13 protein-coding genes are annotated in these 18,261 nt (G+C 34.9%); 3 read left to right on the forward strand and 10 right to left on the reverse strand.

Going from position 1 to position 18,261, the window contains the following annotated elements; translation table 11 throughout:
- Positions 1-60: 60 nt before the first annotated feature.
- The gene (locus EV144_RS13685; RefSeq protein ID WP_134149626.1) at positions 61-471 is read right to left on the reverse strand and encodes a DUF4293 domain-containing protein; all 411 of its coding nucleotides are present in this window, start codon (positions 469-471) and stop codon (positions 61-63) included.
- Positions 472-656: 185 nt separating this feature from the next.
- Between EV144_RS13685 and rho the strand changes: the two genes are divergently transcribed.
- Positions 657-2,528, forward strand: coding sequence for a transcription termination factor Rho (gene rho / locus EV144_RS13690; protein WP_134149627.1), 1,872 nt, complete (start codon positions 657-659; stop codon positions 2,526-2,528).
- A gap of 209 nt (positions 2,529-2,737) precedes the next feature.
- Here the strand turns inward: rho and EV144_RS13695 are convergent, their stop codons facing one another.
- From EV144_RS13695 to EV144_RS13720, 6 genes are all read right to left on the reverse strand, one after another.
- Positions 2,738-3,754, reverse strand: coding sequence for a M28 family peptidase (locus EV144_RS13695; protein ID WP_134149629.1), 1,017 nt, complete (start codon positions 3,752-3,754; stop codon positions 2,738-2,740).
- Positions 3,755-3,761: 7 nt separating this feature from the next.
- The gene (locus EV144_RS13700; RefSeq protein WP_134149630.1) at positions 3,762-4,742 is read right to left on the reverse strand and encodes a DUF3667 domain-containing protein; all 981 of its coding nucleotides are present in this window, start codon (positions 4,740-4,742) and stop codon (positions 3,762-3,764) included.
- Between the two features lie 38 nt (positions 4,743-4,780).
- Positions 4,781-5,554, reverse strand: coding sequence for a dienelactone hydrolase family protein (locus EV144_RS13705; protein WP_134149632.1), 774 nt, complete (start codon positions 5,552-5,554; stop codon positions 4,781-4,783).
- Between the two features lie 101 nt (positions 5,555-5,655).
- The gene (locus EV144_RS13710; protein ID WP_134149634.1) at positions 5,656-7,857 is read right to left on the reverse strand and encodes a penicillin acylase family protein; all 2,202 of its coding nucleotides are present in this window, start codon (positions 7,855-7,857) and stop codon (positions 5,656-5,658) included.
- Between the two features lie 2 nt (positions 7,858-7,859).
- Entirely contained in the window at positions 7,860-8,720 is an 861-nt protein-coding gene (locus tag EV144_RS13715) for a cyanophycinase (protein ID WP_134149636.1), read from the reverse strand.
- A 176-nt stretch (positions 8,721-8,896) separates the two neighbouring features.
- Positions 8,897-9,349, reverse strand: a complete 453-nt coding sequence (locus EV144_RS13720; RefSeq protein WP_134149638.1) for an Lrp/AsnC family transcriptional regulator — start codon at positions 9,347-9,349, stop codon at positions 8,897-8,899.
- Between the two features lie 221 nt (positions 9,350-9,570).
- Here EV144_RS13720 and rocD point away from each other — a divergent pair, with 221 nt between their 5' ends.
- Both rocD and EV144_RS13730 read left to right on the forward strand, forming a co-directional pair.
- Positions 9,571-10,821, forward strand: a complete 1,251-nt coding sequence (gene rocD / locus EV144_RS13725; protein WP_134149640.1) for an ornithine--oxo-acid transaminase — start codon at positions 9,571-9,573, stop codon at positions 10,819-10,821.
- 403 nt (positions 10,822-11,224) lie between these two features.
- Positions 11,225-11,680 (forward strand): DUF1810 domain-containing protein, encoded by a 456-nt coding sequence (locus tag EV144_RS13730; protein WP_134149641.1) that lies wholly within the window; start codon positions 11,225-11,227, stop codon positions 11,678-11,680.
- A 113-nt stretch (positions 11,681-11,793) separates the two neighbouring features.
- Here the strand turns inward: EV144_RS13730 and EV144_RS13735 are convergent, their stop codons facing one another.
- From EV144_RS13735 to EV144_RS13745, 3 genes are all read right to left on the reverse strand, one after another.
- Entirely contained in the window at positions 11,794-13,191 is a 1,398-nt protein-coding gene (locus EV144_RS13735) for a RagB/SusD family nutrient uptake outer membrane protein (RefSeq protein ID WP_243854667.1), read from the reverse strand.
- Positions 13,192-13,198: 7 nt separating this feature from the next.
- On the reverse strand, positions 13,199-16,192 hold the full coding sequence (locus tag EV144_RS13740) for a SusC/RagA family TonB-linked outer membrane protein (RefSeq protein WP_134149643.1): 2,994 nt from the start codon (positions 16,190-16,192) through the stop codon (positions 13,199-13,201).
- 396 nt (positions 16,193-16,588) lie between these two features.
- Positions 16,589-18,241, reverse strand: coding sequence for an arylsulfatase (locus EV144_RS13745; RefSeq protein ID WP_134149645.1), 1,653 nt, complete (start codon positions 18,239-18,241; stop codon positions 16,589-16,591).
- Positions 18,242-18,261: the final 20 nt, after the last annotated feature.

The following is an 18,261-nucleotide window of genomic DNA, read 5'->3' on the forward strand; positions in this document are numbered from 1 at the left end:
CAAAAAAACCCAGATTAAAAAATCCGGGTTTCTTCGCACAAATAAATTAAGTTTATAGGTTTACCTCAAACGATCTACAGATTTTACAAGATCTTCGTCCTTTTTGATGGCCTTATTAGCTAACACTAATAACACGATAGCAACAATTGGAAGAAACATCCCAATACCTTTCTCAGAAACCGTAGCTTCTCCAGATAAATTTAGTGATCGATATACAAATAATCCTAATAAAATTAAGTTTAATATTATATTCAGTCTGTTTAATACAAACTGGTTTTGTCTTTTTTTGAATGAAATAATGCTGATAACGGTAAGCATTGTACTTAGACCTAATAATATGGTGTAATATTGGTCTTGCATAAAATAGAATGCTTTTCCAGTATTGCTTGTCCAAAGCGGAATAAAAAACATTAATACCCCTGTAATTACAAAGGCAAGAATTAAATATACGGTTTGAATTCTTTGTATCATGATCTAAAATTGTTTTACAAAAATATATTTTCTTTTTTTAAAATACTATTGTATGATTAAATTTTATTCGTATTATTGCATCACAATACCGTAAGCACTTCATACTGCGGTCAATTCAAATTTATTATCTACCTTATTCTTTTTACAGTATTTCCTTTTAAAATAATTAAATTCATAGAACATTCATGTTTGATATTTCTGCATTAAAAGAAATGAAGCTTTCTGAGCTTCAAGAAATAGCTAAATTAGCTAAAACAATAAAGATTACTGGTGTCAAAAAAGAGACTTTAATTAGTCAGATTTTAGCACATCAGGAAACTTCTAGTGCGCCCGCTGAAGCGCCAAAAACTGCTGCAGCATCTGAAGAAATTAAAGATGATAAAGCAAAAAGAACCAGAATTGCTCCAGTAAAAGTAGCTGCTGAAAAAAATACTCCTGCAAAAATTACCCCGGTAAAAAAAGCAGCAAATGCAAAAAATACTCCAGTTTTAGAATTTGATAAAGTAGAGGAAACCCCTGAAGTTATTAAAGAAGCTCCAGAAGTTGTAGAAAATAAAGAAGCAGAAAAGAAAGAGCCGAAAATTGTAAAATTTAGTAAAACGGCATACGAGAAAAAAGTTGCTCTTAAAAAGGAAAAAGAAGCTGTAAATGAGGTGACTACGCCAGAAGTTACAGCCGAAGAAAGTGCAGAGACAATTACTGCAGAACCAAAAGCAGATAAACCTGTAATTACGCCTTCTGCAAAGAAAATCAATCCGAATCAAAATAAAAACCAGAACCCAAATCAGAATCTGAATCAAAACCCGAATCAGAATCAAAACCCAAATCAGAATCCAAACCAAAATGGAAATGGGAATGGTAATGGAAACGGAAATACAAACAATAACCAAAATCCAAATCATAAAAACAAAAAGAATAATTTCAGGGATTCAGACTTTGAATTTGACGGAATTATTGAAAGCGAAGGTGTTCTTGAAATGATGCCTGACGGATACGGATTTTTACGTTCATCAGATTATAATTATTTAGCTTCTCCAGATGATATTTATTTATCAACTTCACAAATCAGATTATTTGGTCTTAAAACCGGAGATACTGTAAAAGGTGTGGTTCGCCCGCCAAAAGAAGGAGAGAAGTTTTTCCCTTTAGTTCGTGTATTAAAAATTAACGGACACGATCCGCAAGTAGTTCGCGACAGAGTTTCTTTTGAACACTTGACACCAGTTTTTCCTTCAGAAAAATTCAAATTAGCAGAAAAAGGCAGTTCAGTTTCAACTCGTATTATCGATTTATTTTCTCCAATCGGAAAAGGACAGCGTGGTATGATTGTAGCACAGCCAAAAACGGGTAAAACAATGTTGTTAAAAGACATTGCAAATGCAATCGCAGCCAATCATCCTGAAGTTTATTTAATTGTTCTTTTGATTGACGAACGTCCGGAAGAGGTTACTGATATGCAGCGCAGTGTAAGAGGAGAAGTTATCGCTTCGACTTTTGACAGAGAACCGCAAGAGCACGTAAAAATTGCAAACATCGTTCTTGAAAAAGCAAAAAGATTAGTAGAATGCGGCCATGATGTTGTAATCTTATTAGATTCTATAACACGTTTGGCAAGAGCTTATAATACAGTACAGCCAGCTTCTGGAAAAGTATTGAGTGGTGGTGTTGATGCTAATGCATTACAAAAACCAAAACGTTTCTTTGGAGCAGCAAGAAATGTAGAAAACGGAGGATCTTTAAGTATCATCGCAACTGCATTGACAGAAACGGGTTCTAAAATGGACGAGGTTATCTTTGAAGAATTTAAAGGAACTGGTAACATGGAACTTCAATTGGATCGTAAGATTGCCAACAAACGTATTTTCCCTGCAATCGATCTTACTTCATCAAGCACACGTCGCGATGATCTTTTATTAGATGAAAAAACATTACAAAGAATGTGGATTATGCGTAAATATCTATCCGATATGAACCCTGTAGAATCTATGGATTTTGTAAACGATCGCTTCAAGAAAACCAGAAACAACGAAGAGTTTTTGATTTCTATGAATGACTAAAGGAAGGGACTAAGGTTCTGAGGTACAAAGGTACAGAGATTTCTAATAGTTGAGATTATATAGAAATTAAGATATAAAAAAAGGATGAGCTAAAACTCATCCTTTTTTGTTTAATATTTGAAAAATATTGTGTTCCTCTGAGAGGCTTTGCCTCTTTGGACCTTAATTTGTAAAACCCTTTGAACCTCAGTCCCTCTGAGCCTTTGAACCTATTTCTTATCAACTACCGGTCTATTCTCTCTATTGGCTAAATCCCAGGCAATAACAAAAGCTAATTGTGCTCTTTTGGTTAAAGCGTCGTATTCGATTTTTTGAGGTTCGTCGCCTTTGCCGTGGTAGTCTTCGTGAACACCGTTGAAAAGGAAAACAGCCGGAATACCAAATTTTGCAAAGTTATAATGATCAGAACGCTCATAAAAATGGTTTGGATCTTTAGGATCATTAAATTTAAAATCTAAATCCAGTTTCGTGTATTTTTCATTTTGAGCCACAACAGCATTATGCAAATCTGTAGATAAACGGTCTGCACCAATTACATACACATAATTATTTGTTTTTGCATGTTCAACATCACGGCGTCCGATCATATCGATGTTGATATCGCTGATGGTATTTGCAATTGGGAATAACGGATTTTCTGAGTAAAAACGAGATCCGTGTAAACCGTGCTCTTCGCCCGTTACGTGAAGAAATAAGATAGAGCGTTTTGGTCCGTGTCCGTCTTTTTTAGCTTTCGCGAAAGCTTTTGCAATTTCCATAACCGCAACAGTTCCAGAACCGTCGTCATCGGCACCGTTGAAAACTTCACCATTTTTAATTCCCACGTGATCGTAGTGTGCTGAGATTACCAAAACTTCATCCGGTTTTTCAGAACCTTCTATATACGCCCAGATATTTTCAGAATCTGACAGGTTTTCATTGTATTTTTTGTTTAAATATGCTGCAGGAATGTGCTGGTAATAATCTGTTGCGCCTTTAGGAAACGAAATACCATTGTTTTTATACTGTTCAATCATATAAACACCTGCTTTTTTCTGTCCTTTTGAGCCCGTTTCACGGCCTTCCATTTCATCAGAAGCAACAACATATAACATTGTTTTTAGATCACTTTCAGTAATAAGATTCATGTATTTTGTTGGATCCGAATTGTCTTTCGATTTGGCCAACTGCGTATTTTTACATGAAAACGCGGAAGCAATTAATAATAGAACGATAATTTTTTTCATTTTCTATTTAGTGTAAATTAATGAATGTATAAAAGGCGTAAAGTATCAGTAAAAATAGAATAAAAAACGAGTTAATAAAGAACAAGATCACACTTTTAACAAATGATACAATTCGGGATTCTCCATAAAAACGATGATGTGCCGGATAAAAGTAATACGACATCCAGAGAAAACCAAAGAAATCGGTAATGCTGGAGATAAAACTAAGGGCACTGTCTTCGCCAAATAACCCGATTAAATTCCTTATGATAAACAAGAGTAGAAATATTAAGAGGAGGAAAGAGAAATAATGCAGTGTAAAAATGCCGTGGTCAAAATAATACCATTTCTTTTTATTGTGAAAAAGCCATAAAAAGAAAGCAAAAAACGGCATAATCAGGATTAATATTTTGGGAAGGTTGTGTACAAAAGATTCTGTAAATTTTTTAATGATTTCGCCTTTTGAATTATGATCCACAACGTATTTTAATTTTTGAACCATCCAATAGCTGAAATTGTCTAGTTTTTTCTCTTTTGGTGCATGTTTTTGTATTGAATCTACATCTTTAGTAAAATTACTAAAATCCTTGCCAACCTCAATGTCTTTTAAATCTCCGGTAAAGATGTTTTTCGGAATTTCTTTTTTATGATTTTTGGAGTCTTTACCATCAATTACAACTCCATCGCTGGATTCATTTGGAAAAAGCGCAATCAAAAGAAAAGTGATAAAACTGATAAAAATATACAAACGAACTGGCGCTAAATACGACAAACGTTTTCCCGAAAGATATTCTTTGGTTAAAGTTGAAGGTTTAAAAAGCAGGTTTCGAATCGTTTTCCAGAAAGCATTTTCATAATGCGTTAAATCTTCAAAAAAATGAACAAATAAGTGATGAAAAGTTTTCCTGCTCTCTGAATTTTCCTGTCCGCAGTTAGGGCAAAACTTTTGTTCTACAACGTGCCGGCAATTCAGGCACGTTTTATCTTCTCTAATTTTACTATGTGACATTGGTGGTTTTAGTTGATTTGGTTTTGGTTAGTTTGGTTTTATTTTTTAAGCACTTCGCTCAGAAAAAGCTGTAAATGCTCAAAAGATCTTTTGGCCGCTTTTTCGTTATATGCAGCACCTTTAGAATTGTCGTTTCCAGCTTCAGGATTTGTAAACGAGTGTACCGCATTAGCATAATAAATCATCTGCCAATCTGCTTTTGTATCGCGCATTTCCTGCTGAAATGCTGTGATTTCTTCTTTTGATTCAAACGGATCATCTGAGCCGTGGCAGATTAAAACTTTAGGCGTAATAGGTTCAACAGCTCGTGTTGCATCTTTGCCTAAACCGCCATGAAAAGAAGCTACTCCTTTTACATTCAAGTGACCGCGTGCCGCTTCAAGAACGCCAGTTCCGCCAAAACAATAGCCTATTGCCACAATATTATCGGCATTTGTGCCTGCTTTTACTAATTCCTGCAAAGCTGCATTAATACGTTTTTGGTACGCTTGATAATCTTTTTTATAGAATCCGGCAAGTTTTCCTGCTTCGGCAGTATTTTTTGGATAATTTCCTTCGCCGTAAATATCTGCGATGAAAACATTATAACCCAATTTAGATAAGTTTTCGGCAATTCCTTTAGAAGCATTGTCAATTCCCAGCCATGCCGGCAAAAGTAAAATACCAGGATTATTAGCGCTTTTTTTAGCAGATTTTATAAACAATCCGTTCAATTGCTGATTGCCGTCAGCATATTTTACAGTTTTTAATTGTGCACTTATAGTGTTAGAAAACAGTATAGTAGCAAAAAGTAATAGGGCAGAATTTTTCATAATGTTACAATTTTAAACAAATATCAGAAATAAAATGGTACAAAAAAACCTCAGAAGAAATTTCTTAAGAGGTTTATACTGTGTAAGTTTAGTTTTAAAAGTTATTCGCCGGGATGATATGTTTTTTCGGCATTTTTAATGACATCTTCTTTATAAAACAGCACCTCTTTAAATTGTCCTTTTTGATACATTTCGGCCTGATCCGTAAAATGCTTCGAATTCACATCGCCGCTATTGCCGCCAGCCAATAATGACTTTGCTTTTATTTTTGGGCCAAATTCAACGGCACAAATAAAACTGTTTCCATTATAACCGTAACGTTTTTTAGAATCGTTTTGATAACTGCTTTTAAAAGAAGGAAGACTTCCCCAGGAGCCCGGCCCAAAACCAATCGGAAGACTTGGTTTGCTGTCGTCGTATTTTAAATCGATATCACCACTCGAACGCTGAAAACGATTAATATCGCCCCAAGCAACCTGCCAGGTTCCCCATTTTGCCTGCAAGTCTTTTAAAACAGCCTGCAATTGTGGAATCATTTTTTCTGTTGTGGCATTTTTAGCAAAGTTTTTAGTGTTTTCAACCTGATCCAATTCACCTTCGTCAATATAAGCTTTTAGAATAATTGGGTCTAATTTATACGCCCATTCTACGGCAAGTGTGGTGGCTACGGAATTTTCTTTGGCATAATAATCCCAGTTTTTTAAAAGTGAAACCGCTTCCGCTAAAGTTGTATAATTGGTATCTTCTGTTTTTGTAATTTGATTAAAAACATTCACCAAACTCGGAATCAAAACTTCAAAAATCGAAAGCTTAGAATCGTAACCGTCTGCAATAACTTTATCTAAAGTGTATTTATCGCCTTTACTAAAAATTCTAACAGCATTTACACCTCTAAAATTTTCTCCATCTGGCGCCATATACGGTACATAATTTTCTTTTTTCGGACTGTTTTCGCCCGCCACGCTATACGGAGTAGAATTGCAATTTTGTAACCAGCCGTTTGCAGGATTGTACAAATGAACCGTTTCTTCAACTTCATGCAAACCTTTCCATTGTGTTGAAGAAATAGAACCATCGACAACTTTAGACCAATTTAAATTTTTATCTCTTTTCGGAATAAAATTGCCGTGCCAATACGCGATATTTCCTTTGCTGTCGGCATAAACGGTATTGTTTGAAGTATTGGCTTTTAAATCCATTGCTTTTTTGTACTCTTCAAAACTTTTGGATTTAGTTCTTTCCCAACTCTGAATTAAACTTGTCATCGAGCGATTCATCGATTTTAAACTAATCCATTTCCCGTCGCGTTTGGCCATAATTGGACCGTTATTCGTAAAATATGTTTTTATTTTTTTCGGAATCAATTTTCCATTTTCAAGATATTTTAGCGTGATTTCTTTTTCTATAACTGGTAAAAGTTTGCTGTCAAATTCGTAGAATAATTTTCCTTTTTTATTGATGATTTTCTCCGCGTACATATCGGCAACATCTACGTTTGATGAAGTGTGCATCCAGCCACAGTTTTCATTAAAACCTTGATAAATAAAAAATTGTCCCCAAGTTACGGCACCGTACGCGCTTAAACCTTCTTCGCTCGTAACCTGAACTTCGGGTCTAAAATAAAAAGTTGTATGCGGATTGATGTATAAAATCGCATTTCCGTCTGCAGTTTTTGATGGTGCAAAAGCAAAACCATTTGAACCCGTCTGGACATTTTTTTCTCTTTCTACATACGCCACTTTATCATTATTTCCAGAATAAAAAGCCTTTAATTCGCCCGTAGAAAGATCGGCAGTACTAATCGCACCAATACTTCCATCTGTCCATAAAAGCGGGAACCACGGTTCAAAATGCGTTAAAAGTACGGGTTTAACTTCTGGATGTTTGTACAAATAAAAGTTGATCGCGTCGGCATAGCTGTTTAATAATTTTTTGAGCCATAACGGTGCTTTTTTATAATCTGCTTTTGCTTCTTCAGTATCAATTAAAAGACGGATTTCTAAATCATTATACAAAACCGATTGTCCTTTTATTTCAGAAAGGCGTCCCAGTTTTTCGATATAATTCATTTCGATTCTTTTAAAATCGTCTTCACATTGCGCGTACAATAAACCAAAAACGGCATCGGCATCGGTTTTTCCATAAACGTGCGGAATTCCCCAATTGTCGCGAATTATAGTAACTTGTTTTGCGCTGTTTTCTAAACGCAATATTTCTTTTGAATTGATTTTCTGTGCCGTAAGCTGCAAACAAATACAAAAGAGTGCAACTGTTATTTTTGAAATTTTAGAATAACTAAACATTGTTATTTGATATTAAATTTTTGTCCGGCAGTATAAATACTCATTTCTAGTTTTTCAATAGAAATTAAATTGCCTTTTTTAGATTTCAGAATTCCTTTTGGTTTTCTAACGACAATAACTTCGCTTTCGCCGGCAACTTCAATTTGATTGTTTCTAACAATTATAGCAGTTGCTTCGTCAATTCCGATTCCGGTTAAATCTGGAAATTCTACTAAAGCCGAAAGTAATCGGTTATAACGGTTTCTTTTTAAAAAATGCTGATCAATTACGGCTGTTTTTAATAAGCCTAAACCTTCGCTGGTTTCCAGATTATCGTATCGAATATTATCAAAAGTACCCGAATATTCTTTTTGTAATTTTTGGTTTCCGGTAATCATTTTTTCAGACATAACGGCTGCGCCAGCGCTCGTTCCAGAAATCGTGCTTCCGTTTTCGTAGGCTTTTACAATCGCTGTTTTTATGGGAGTATTTTGTACCACATTCATAAAACGGGTTTGATCGCCTCCGCTGATAAAAATTAATTTTGCTTTTTGAAGAGAATCGGTTAAAACCTTATTTTGAGCCGTTTCTTTATTAAAATTCAGCATCACAATTGGGTTTGAAGTTAATTTTACCATTTGTGTTTTAAAGAAAATAAAAGAACTGTCCGGTTCTTCGCTCGACATGGGTAAAACCACGATATAATCTTTTGCAGTTAATTCGGCAACACTCAAAACTTGTTTCATTAAATCATCAGATCTGTCACCTCCGCCAATTATGAATAGTTTTCCTTTTGGATTTTGGGCTTGTAATATACTGCTGGATAGTAATAATATAAGTCCTAAGTGAGTGAAAGTTAAGCTGGAAAAAAGTGATTTGGTCATATTTTCTGGTTGATTTTTGGAATGTTTTTTTTAACACATAGAGACATAGGTTTTATTTTCTTTAAAAGGTTTTTAAAAGAAACTCGTTTCTTACACATAGCTATGTGTTTTTCAATAAGTGAAACGTCTTTTTAGACAAAGAAAAACTATGTCTCTATGTGTTGAAATATAAAACGTTACAAGATAATATTTCGCTTAAAAGCGCAACCTAATTCTATAATAGAATCGGTTTTGGAAATCCCGGGAATGCTGTCGATTTTTTCATAAAGAATGCTTCGCATATGTTCGTGATTTTTGGCAATAATTTTAATGTAAAGCGTAAACGAACCCGTAACATAATAACATTCTGTGATTTCTGGAATATCTTTTAAGGCCTGAATAATTCTATCTGAATCTGAATCTTTATTTAATGAAATTCCGGTAAAAGAAGCCCAGTCGTAACCAATTTTCTTTTCCTGTATTATTGGTTTTATTCCAGAAATTACACCTTGCTCAACCAGTCTGTTGATTCGCTGATGCACCATTGTATTGGATATTTTTAGATTCGAAGCAATGGCAGAATATGCCATACGTCCGTCTTTTTCTAGTTCCTTAATTATATTGATATCAAATTCGTCTAAAATATCCATTGTTTTAAATTGAGTTGGAAACGTGATTTTTTAACCTTCATAAAAGTAATTCTTTTTTTTAATAAATAGGCAGGCTTTTAATATTGGTTTTTGGTTAAATTTATTTTTTAAAGCTGTAAATAAATAAATTTGACTTATTTGTTTAATTTTAAAGTCAATATAAGTGTTTTATTGCCGATTAATAAATAATTTTCAATACTTTTGTTCAAAAGAAAAAGATTATGATTCATACAGAAAACAAACTTTCGTCAAAATCAGAAGTTTTGATTGAAAAAGAAAATAAATACGGAGCTCATAATTATCACCCGCTTCCTGTGGTTTTAGAAAGGGGAGAAGGAGTTTATGTGTGGGATGTTGACGGCAAAAAATACTATGATTTCTTGTCTGCTTATTCAGCCGTAAATCAAGGACATTGCCATCCGAAAATTGTTCAGGCAATGATTGATCAATCTCAAAAACTGACTTTGACTTCGCGTGCTTTTTATAATGACCAATTAGGAAATTACGAAGAATATGTAACGAAGTATTTTGGTTTTGATAAAGTTTTGCCAATGAATACGGGCGCTGAAGCGGTTGAAACGGCTTTGAAAGTTTGTAGAAAATGGGCGTATGAAGTAAAAGGAATTCCGGAAAATCAGGCGCAGGTTATTGTGTGCGAGAATAATTTCCACGGAAGAACGACTACCATTATTTCTTTTTCTAATGATGAATCGGCACGCAAGAATTTTGGCCCTTTTACAGAAGGTTTTATAAAAATTGAATATGATAATTTGGAAGCTCTTGAAAAAGCTTTGAATTCATCAAAAAATATAGCGGGTTTTTTGGTGGAACCAATTCAGGGTGAAGCCGGAGTTTATGTTCCGTCTGAAGGATATTTAGCGAAAGCGAAAGCCTTATGCGAGCAGCACAATGTTCTTTTTATTGCAGATGAGGTTCAAACCGGAATTGCAAGAACAGGGAAATTATTAGCGGTTCACCACGAAAATGTACAGCCGGATATTTTGATTTTAGGTAAAGCAATTTCTGGTGGTGTTTACCCAATTTCTGCAGTTTTGTGTAATGATGAAATTATGAATGTCATCAAACCGGGACAGCACGGTTCTACTTTTGGTGGAAATCCTGTTGCTGCAGCGGTTGCAATCGCAGCGCTTGAAGTGGTAAAAGATGAAAAACTTGCCGAAAATGCAGAACGTCTTGGTGCCATTTTGAGAAAGGGTTTAAATGAAATTGCAGAAAGAAATCATTTAATTGAATTGGTTCGCGGGAAAGGTTTACTAAATGCAATTGTTATTAATTGTGGTGAAGATTCTGATCTGGCTTGGGAAATCTGCCTAAAATTTAGAGACAACGGTTTATTAGCAAAACCAACGCACGGAAATAAAATAAGATTTGCACCCCCTTTGGTTATGACCGAAGAGCAGATTATGGAATGTCTGGAGATTATTGAGAAATCGCTTAATGAATTTAGGTAAATAATATTAGGGGCAAAGGCTCATAGGTTCAAAGGGACAAAGGTTTTGTAGAGGTGTATAGCAGTACTTTTACGCATGTCAAATCTACAATCTTGTCATTTGGAGGAACGAGAAATCGCACGCGGTATTCCAGCATTAGGGATCACGAGTGCGATTTTTTGTTTTTAGAAATGACAAGATTGTGGTTACTGGATTCGTTAAGCAAAAATAAGACGCACTGCTATGCGTCTCTACAGAAAACCTTTGTCCCTTTGTCCCTCAGAACCTCAGTACCTTAAACAAAAAATAGAAATTATATAACATCACTCCAAAATTGTATAACTCAAAAATCAAGTTCGTGAGTAGTTTTGACTTATAATTTAAGATCACAATTATTGTTGAACCTTTATAAAATTACATTCCGATGGCTTACGCAAATAATGATTTAACTCGCTTTTTAGATGCACAAAACAAACTTTATCTTACTGCTTATTCGGAGTTAAAAAAAGGGAAAAAAGAAACGCACTGGATGTGGTTTATTTTTCCTCAAATAAAAGGTTTAGGCAAAAGCGGCATTGCTCAATATTATGCCATTGCAGATCTTGAAGAAGCAAAAGCGTATTTAAACCATCCAATTTTATCGAAACATTTAATTGAAATCGCCCAGCTTTTATTGAATTATAAGAAAAAATCTATTGAGACTATTCTTGGTGATTTAGATGCACGTAAATTGCGTTCGTCTTTGAGTCTTTTTTGTCAGGTAGAAAATGCGAATCCGATATTTCAGGAGTTGTTAGATACTTTCTATTCTGGTCATTTAGATCCAATTACGCTTACTATTGCACAAGCTTCAATTAAAAAAGTGCCTGTTGAGGCCTAATACATTATTCCTTTAAAATTAATTTTCCTTTCAATTTTACTTATATTAGAATCAGTTCAATAAAAAAACCATTCGTTTTGCGAATGGTTTTTTTTGGTTTAAAATAGTTTGGTTTACGATCCGTATCCTGGATTTTGGGTTATTTTTTTGTTGGCGTCTGTTTCTTTTAACGGAATCGGAAATACCAATTTATCTGAATCATAAAGAAGTATATCAGAACCGTCTCCGTCTGTGCTGATATCTATAGAACGGTGCGTTCTTCTAATGTCGTGTATTAAGAAACCTTCCATTCCAAGTTCAAGTTCGCGTTCTAATAAAATATCATCTATAGTTACGGCTGATAAATCATCTGCATTGGCTCTTTCTCTGATAATATTAATATCATCAAGAGGTGTGTTTCCAATTACGGTTCCTGATCTTAAATTAGATTCGGCTCTAATTAGATACATTTCCGCCAGACGAATAAGGCCAACATTCGCAAATTGATCGGTGTATTTTGAAGTTAAGATTCTTCCATTTGCCTCATTTTCATAATTAAAATTGGCTCTGTCATCCGGATCGCTAAATTTTTCTAAGTAAGCATCTCTAATAGAAAAATCACCGCCACGACCTCCGTTATCTTCAGATTCATAAAAAGTATTGGCATCGTTTATACCGGTTTGTTTTGTAATCTGAATAGAAAAAACATCTTCTGCCTGATCGGTATCATGATTAAAAGCCGCTGCATAAGTGGTAGAAAGTTTGTGACCGCTGTTTTCGATTACGTCGTTTGCTGCATCTCGTGCTCCGGCATAATTTCCCTGCTGTAAATATACTCGTGCTAATAAAGCTTGTGCGGCATATTTGTCTGCATAAAAACTATTTTCTTCAGGAAGGTTGGTGTAAGCAAGATTTAAACCGTCTACAATTACTTTGTACACTTCTTCGACAGAACTTCTTTCTTTAGAAAGGTCGGTATTAAAATTATAAATGGCATTTGGACGTATTACAACTCCAAGCTGATTATTAACCTGACCGCTTACATACGGTTTTGCAAAAAAGCGCACCAAATCAAAATAAGCCAATGATCTTAAAAAGTTAGCTTCGCCAATCATTACAGCTTTTCTGTCTGGATCTTTTACTTTGTCTATGTTGTCAATTACGGTGTTTGCCGCATTGATTATTTCGTAACATCTTGCGTAAGTTCCTTCGATAATTACATTGTCAGCCAACATTTGTTTCAGGTACATTTGTCTTAATTCGCCAAAAGTTCCTCTCCATCTAAAGTCTGTTGTACTCAATGAACCGCTTACGCCCAATAAATCTGCATAAAGTAAAATTCTGCCACCGTATGCGTTTCCGTATGCTGTCAAAGCATAAGTTCCGACTAAAACGTTGGTTACTCCGGCTTCGGTGCTCAAAGTAATAGAAGTATCTTCTCTTTGTGTAGGATCTAATTTTAATTCGTCTTCACAGCTTGTAAAAAATACTGCAGAAATTATAAGTAAGATTAATTTATTTGCTTTCATCATTTTCTTTTTAAAAATTAATATTTACTCCTAAAGCTATTGTTCTCGCTGGTGGAGCAGAATAAAAATCCTCTCCGATACCACTATCATCTCGTCTTGCTTCCGGATCATTTCCTTTGTAGTTAGTAAAAGTTAGTAAGTTTACCGCTGTTGCATAAACTCTTAAACTGCTCATTCCCATGTCAGAAACTGTTTGTTTTGGTAAAGTAAAACCGAGGGTTAAGTTTCTTAAACGAACAAAATCTGATTTGTCTAAATAACGGGAAGAATCTTGTGTTCCGTTTGAACCTCCAAATCTTGCCTGGGGTACATTGGTAATGTCACCGGGTTTTTGCCAGCGGTCTAACTGATCTGCGGTTTGGTTATCAAAATAATCTGCGGCAGAAGATTGATATTGTCCTGCTGAGTTATAAATGCTGGCGCCCCATTCTCCCTGAAATGTAAAGGTAAAATCTAAACCTTTATACGTCATGGTGTTGGTTAATCCAGACATTAAAGTCGGGAAAGGATTTCCTGCGATAATTCTTTTTGCTTCGCTGTAATCATTTGTAGTTGATTTATCTAAACTTCCGTCTGCATTTACCGTGTTTTTTACAAAAAGAGCGTCTCCGTTTGTCGGATCAACGCCGCCATATTCAACTAAATAGAAAGAAGAAATATTTTGTCCAACTCTGTTTATTGTAAAACCTGTAATAATATCTCTGTTGTCGTTTGGCAGCGATTTTACTTTAGAGTCATTAGTTGTGATATTAAAACTGGTATTCCATGTAAAATTTTCTGTTTCAACATTTTTAGTATTCAAAGTAAATTCAAAACCATTACTTCTAATTTTTCCAATATTTTTATTGATAAATGCTGCTCCGGAACTTATAGGCAACGGCGCTTCAAATAATAAACCATCGGTATCTTTTTGGTAATAATCTGCTTCTAAAGTAATTTTATTTAAGAAGCCAATTTCTGCACCAAAATCGGTCTGACTTGATTTTTCCCAGGTAAGATCATCATTTCCTGCCTGATCAAAAGTAAGTCCTGATTTTAAGTTATAAGGATTTGGTCTGTACAATTGACGTGAAGCATAATTTCCGATTTCGGCATTTCCTAATTTGCCCCAGCTTCCTTTTAATTTTAAATACGTTAGAACGGAATTGTCTTTTAAGAAGTTTTCTTTAGAAATAACCCATCCGGCAGAAAATGCCGGGAAAACACCAAATCTTTGATTTTTTCCAAAACGGGAAGAACCGTCACGACGAATGCTGGCTTTAAAAAGATATTTGCCTGCAAAGTTGTAATTGAATCTTCCGAATTGTGAAACAAAAGCATATTCTATCTGTCTTCCGTGTCCTTCATTTACTTCTGCACCGCCGTCAACTGTTGGAAATGAATCATTTGGAAAATAAATACTATTTACATCCTGATATCTTCTGTTATATTTATTGAATTCCATACCCGCTACGACATTAAAATTATGGTTTTCTGCAAATGTCTGATCGTAGGTTAGGTAATTACTAAATACATAGCTTTCGCTGTTTTGCGAAGTAGCAAATACAGCTCCGTCTGTAGCCATAAACGGTGCATTTTTTCCCTGCCAGTAATCTTCTGTCTGCGTTAAAAAATCATAAGAGAAATCAGAATTGAATTTTAAAGGTTTTAATATTTTAAACTCTCCATATACTTTACCAATCATTCTTCTCATAATGGTTTTCCAGAATGTATTGTCTTTTGCCAAAAGATAATTAGAGTATTCTGTATTTGGGTTTGCAGTTCCGTCGGCTAATCTTGCCTGCGAAATTGGTGCTTGTGCTACAGATTGTAATGGAGTAGAAAAGGAGTTATCGTCCTGAACACGATCTATTGCAGATCTTGAAAAGCTAAAATTCATTCCGGCTGTAAATCGGTCTGAAACTTTGTGAGATATATTACTTCTTGCTGTAATTCTCTCCAAAGTATTGCTGTCTACAATTCCCTGAGTGTCGTTGTAAGCACCAGAAAAATAATATTTTGTTTTATCATCGCCTCCAGAAAGAGAAAAATCAGCATCGGTAGTATATCCGGTACGTAAGGCTTGTTTTTGCCAGTCTGTATTTACTTCAGCGTTTCTCCAGTCTGTTCCTTGAGATAAATATTCTAATTCGTCTTCTACAGATTCCAGATCGTTTGCATTTCTCCCCGCTTCCTGCAACAATGCTACATATTGCGTGGCATTAAGCCATTTCTTTTTGTGAGTGGCTTCGCTGACACCTTGTGAAATATTGATAGAAAATGTTCCTTTTCCTTCTTTTCCTTTTTTGGTTGTAATGATGACTACGCCATTTGCACCGCGCGCACCATAAATAGCGGCAGAAGAAGCATCTTTTAAAACGTCTATTGATTCGATTTCGTTTGTACTTAAAGTCAATAGTGGATTGGTTTGAGCCCCATTGCTCGAATCGTCGTCATCATTAATTAAAGGAATTCCGTCTAATACATACAATGGCTGTGTTCCCGCACTAATACTTGCAGCACCGCGCACTCTAATATTCATACCGCCTTCTACTTTACCATTGGTTTGTGTAACCTGCACTCCGGCCAATTTTCCAACTAAAGCATTTTGGAAGTTTGAAACAGGAGTCTGCTGAATATCTTTTGCCGTAACACGGGCAATATTGTCTGTTGAGTTCTTTTTTGTTTGTGTACCGTAACCAACAACCAAAACGGCTTCTAGTTCGTTTGAAGCATCTTCCAAAGTTATTTTAATTGATTTAGCGGCCGAAACTTCAACTGTTTTCATTCCTAAATACGAAATGACTAAAAGTTGTCCCTGCTTGGCATTGATAGAAAATTCTCCATCAAAGCTGGTTTGGGTACTTGTTTGAGTGCCTTTTAAGACTACGTTTGCTCCAGGAACAGGCATACCTGTTTTATCGGTAACTATTCCTGTTACCTTGATTTCTTGGGCAATTGTTATTTGTACAAATAATACAAATAACAATATCGCAAACCTTTTAAAATTAAAATCAATTTTCATCTTTTATATTTTATTAAGATTATTTATCTCAAATATCTTAATAAAACGTTAATAAAAGAAACGATTTTAACAATAAAAATAACTCAAGTAGTTATTATTGTTTGATTTATAACATTTGTATACGAAAAATGGGGTTTTAATAAAATAAGACATCATTCTTAACAATTATATAATTTGTAGATTATAGTTTTTATTTATAAAACTTTGCGCCTTTGCGTCTTTGCGAGATTTTTTAAGCTTATATAATTTGGATTAATTATCTCTCGCAAAGACGCAAAGGCGCAAAGATTTATTTGAATATTAATATTAAAATAAAAAAGCGATTGTTAATGAAACAATCGCTTTTTGGCTAATAATTACTAAAATATCAAAAAAAGTAATTACTACTTAAAATATTTATTTTTTGGCTGCAGCGCCGGGAATCAACTCATTTTTTTGTTTGAATTTGCTGTATTCTACAACTCCTGTTTTATCTGCCCAATCAAAATATTTAGCCGAAAGATCGTTTACAATTCCCGGGTTTTGCTGTGCAACATCAGTAGTTTCGCCTCTGTCTGCTTCTAAGTTGTAAAGTTCCCATTGGTACGACGGATAGGTAGAAACCAATTTCCATTTTCCTTCTCTCACCGCTCTGTTTCCGGCTCTTTCCCAGAATAATGGCGCGCCTCTGTTAACTTCAGAAGCATTATCAAACAATACAGGAAGTAAGCTTTTCCCCGCAAGCGGATTAGAATTTACACCGTTTAGATTTTTAGGATATTCGATTCCCGCCAATTCATAAAAAGTAGGAGCAAGGTCTATAATATGTCCGGTTCCTTTATCAATTCTTCCCGCTTTAATTTTTGACGGATACCACGCTATAAAAGGAGAACTAAAACCGCCTTCGTGCATATTATTTTTATAATCCTGTAAAGGTGTATTAGACAAATACGCCCAGTTTTGTTCCTGATAATCAAAAGAGCCCGAGCTTCCAACAGGACCGTCGTTTCGTACTAAACCTCTTTTTAATGGGTTGTAAGTATTAAATCCGCCTTGAGCACCATTGTCTGCAATAAAAATAATCAGCGTGTTTTTGTCCTTTTTTAATGCTTTTAGTTTTTCTAAAACCTTACCAACGTTTTGGTCCATATTGTCAACCATTGCCGCATAAACTTCCATTTTGGCTTTCCAGAATTGTTTTTCGTCATAAGTTAGTTTACTCCATTCCGGAACTTCGGGATCTCTTGGCGCAATAGTTTGGTTGGGTAAAAGAATACCGTTTTCTCTTAATTTCTTAATTCTTTTTTCTCTTAAAACATCCCAGCCTTCATCAAATTTACCTCTGTATTTGGCGATGTCAACCGCTTTTGCCTGCAACGGCCAGTGTGGCGCTGTAAAAGCTAAATACAAAAAGAAAGGTTTGTTTTCTTTATTTTGCTCGTCTAAGAAAGTAACCGCGTTATTTCCTATTTCATCTGTAAAATAATAAGAATCATCTTTTGGATGCAGTTCTTCGTTATTACGAATCATTTTTACTGGATAAGCTACTTTTCCAAATGGTAAAGGTTTGGTATCAAAATAATTAGCAGCACCTTTTAAGATTCCGTAAAACTTATCAAAACCTCTTTGGTTTGGCCATTGTGATTGATCTTCAGAACCTACGTGCCATTTTCCAGACATTAAAGTGCTGTAACCGCCAGAACGGAAAACTTCACCCAAAGTCAAAGATTCTTTGTTTAAATATCCCTGATAAGCCGGAAGTCCTAAATTAACATCAAAATAACCAACACCGGCTTTATGCTGATATTGTCCCGTTAATAATGAAGCTCTTGTTGGTGCACAAATAGAGTTGTTATAGAACTCGCGTAATCTTGTTCCTTCGGTTGCCAAACGATCCAGATTTGGCGTTTTAATTTCCGATCCGTAATTTCCTAAATCCGAATATCCCATATCATCAACCATGATCAAAATAACGTTTGGTTTTGATGATGCTGTTTGAGCATTTGCGTCGGGAATGCTTATTATTCCTGTCAACAGAACAGAAAATAAGATGTTTATTTTTTTATTCATTTTATATAATTATTTTTTAG

It is taken from the genome of Flavobacterium sp. 270, from assembly GCF_004368785.1.
Taxonomy (GTDB): domain Bacteria; phylum Bacteroidota; class Bacteroidia; order Flavobacteriales; family Flavobacteriaceae; genus Flavobacterium.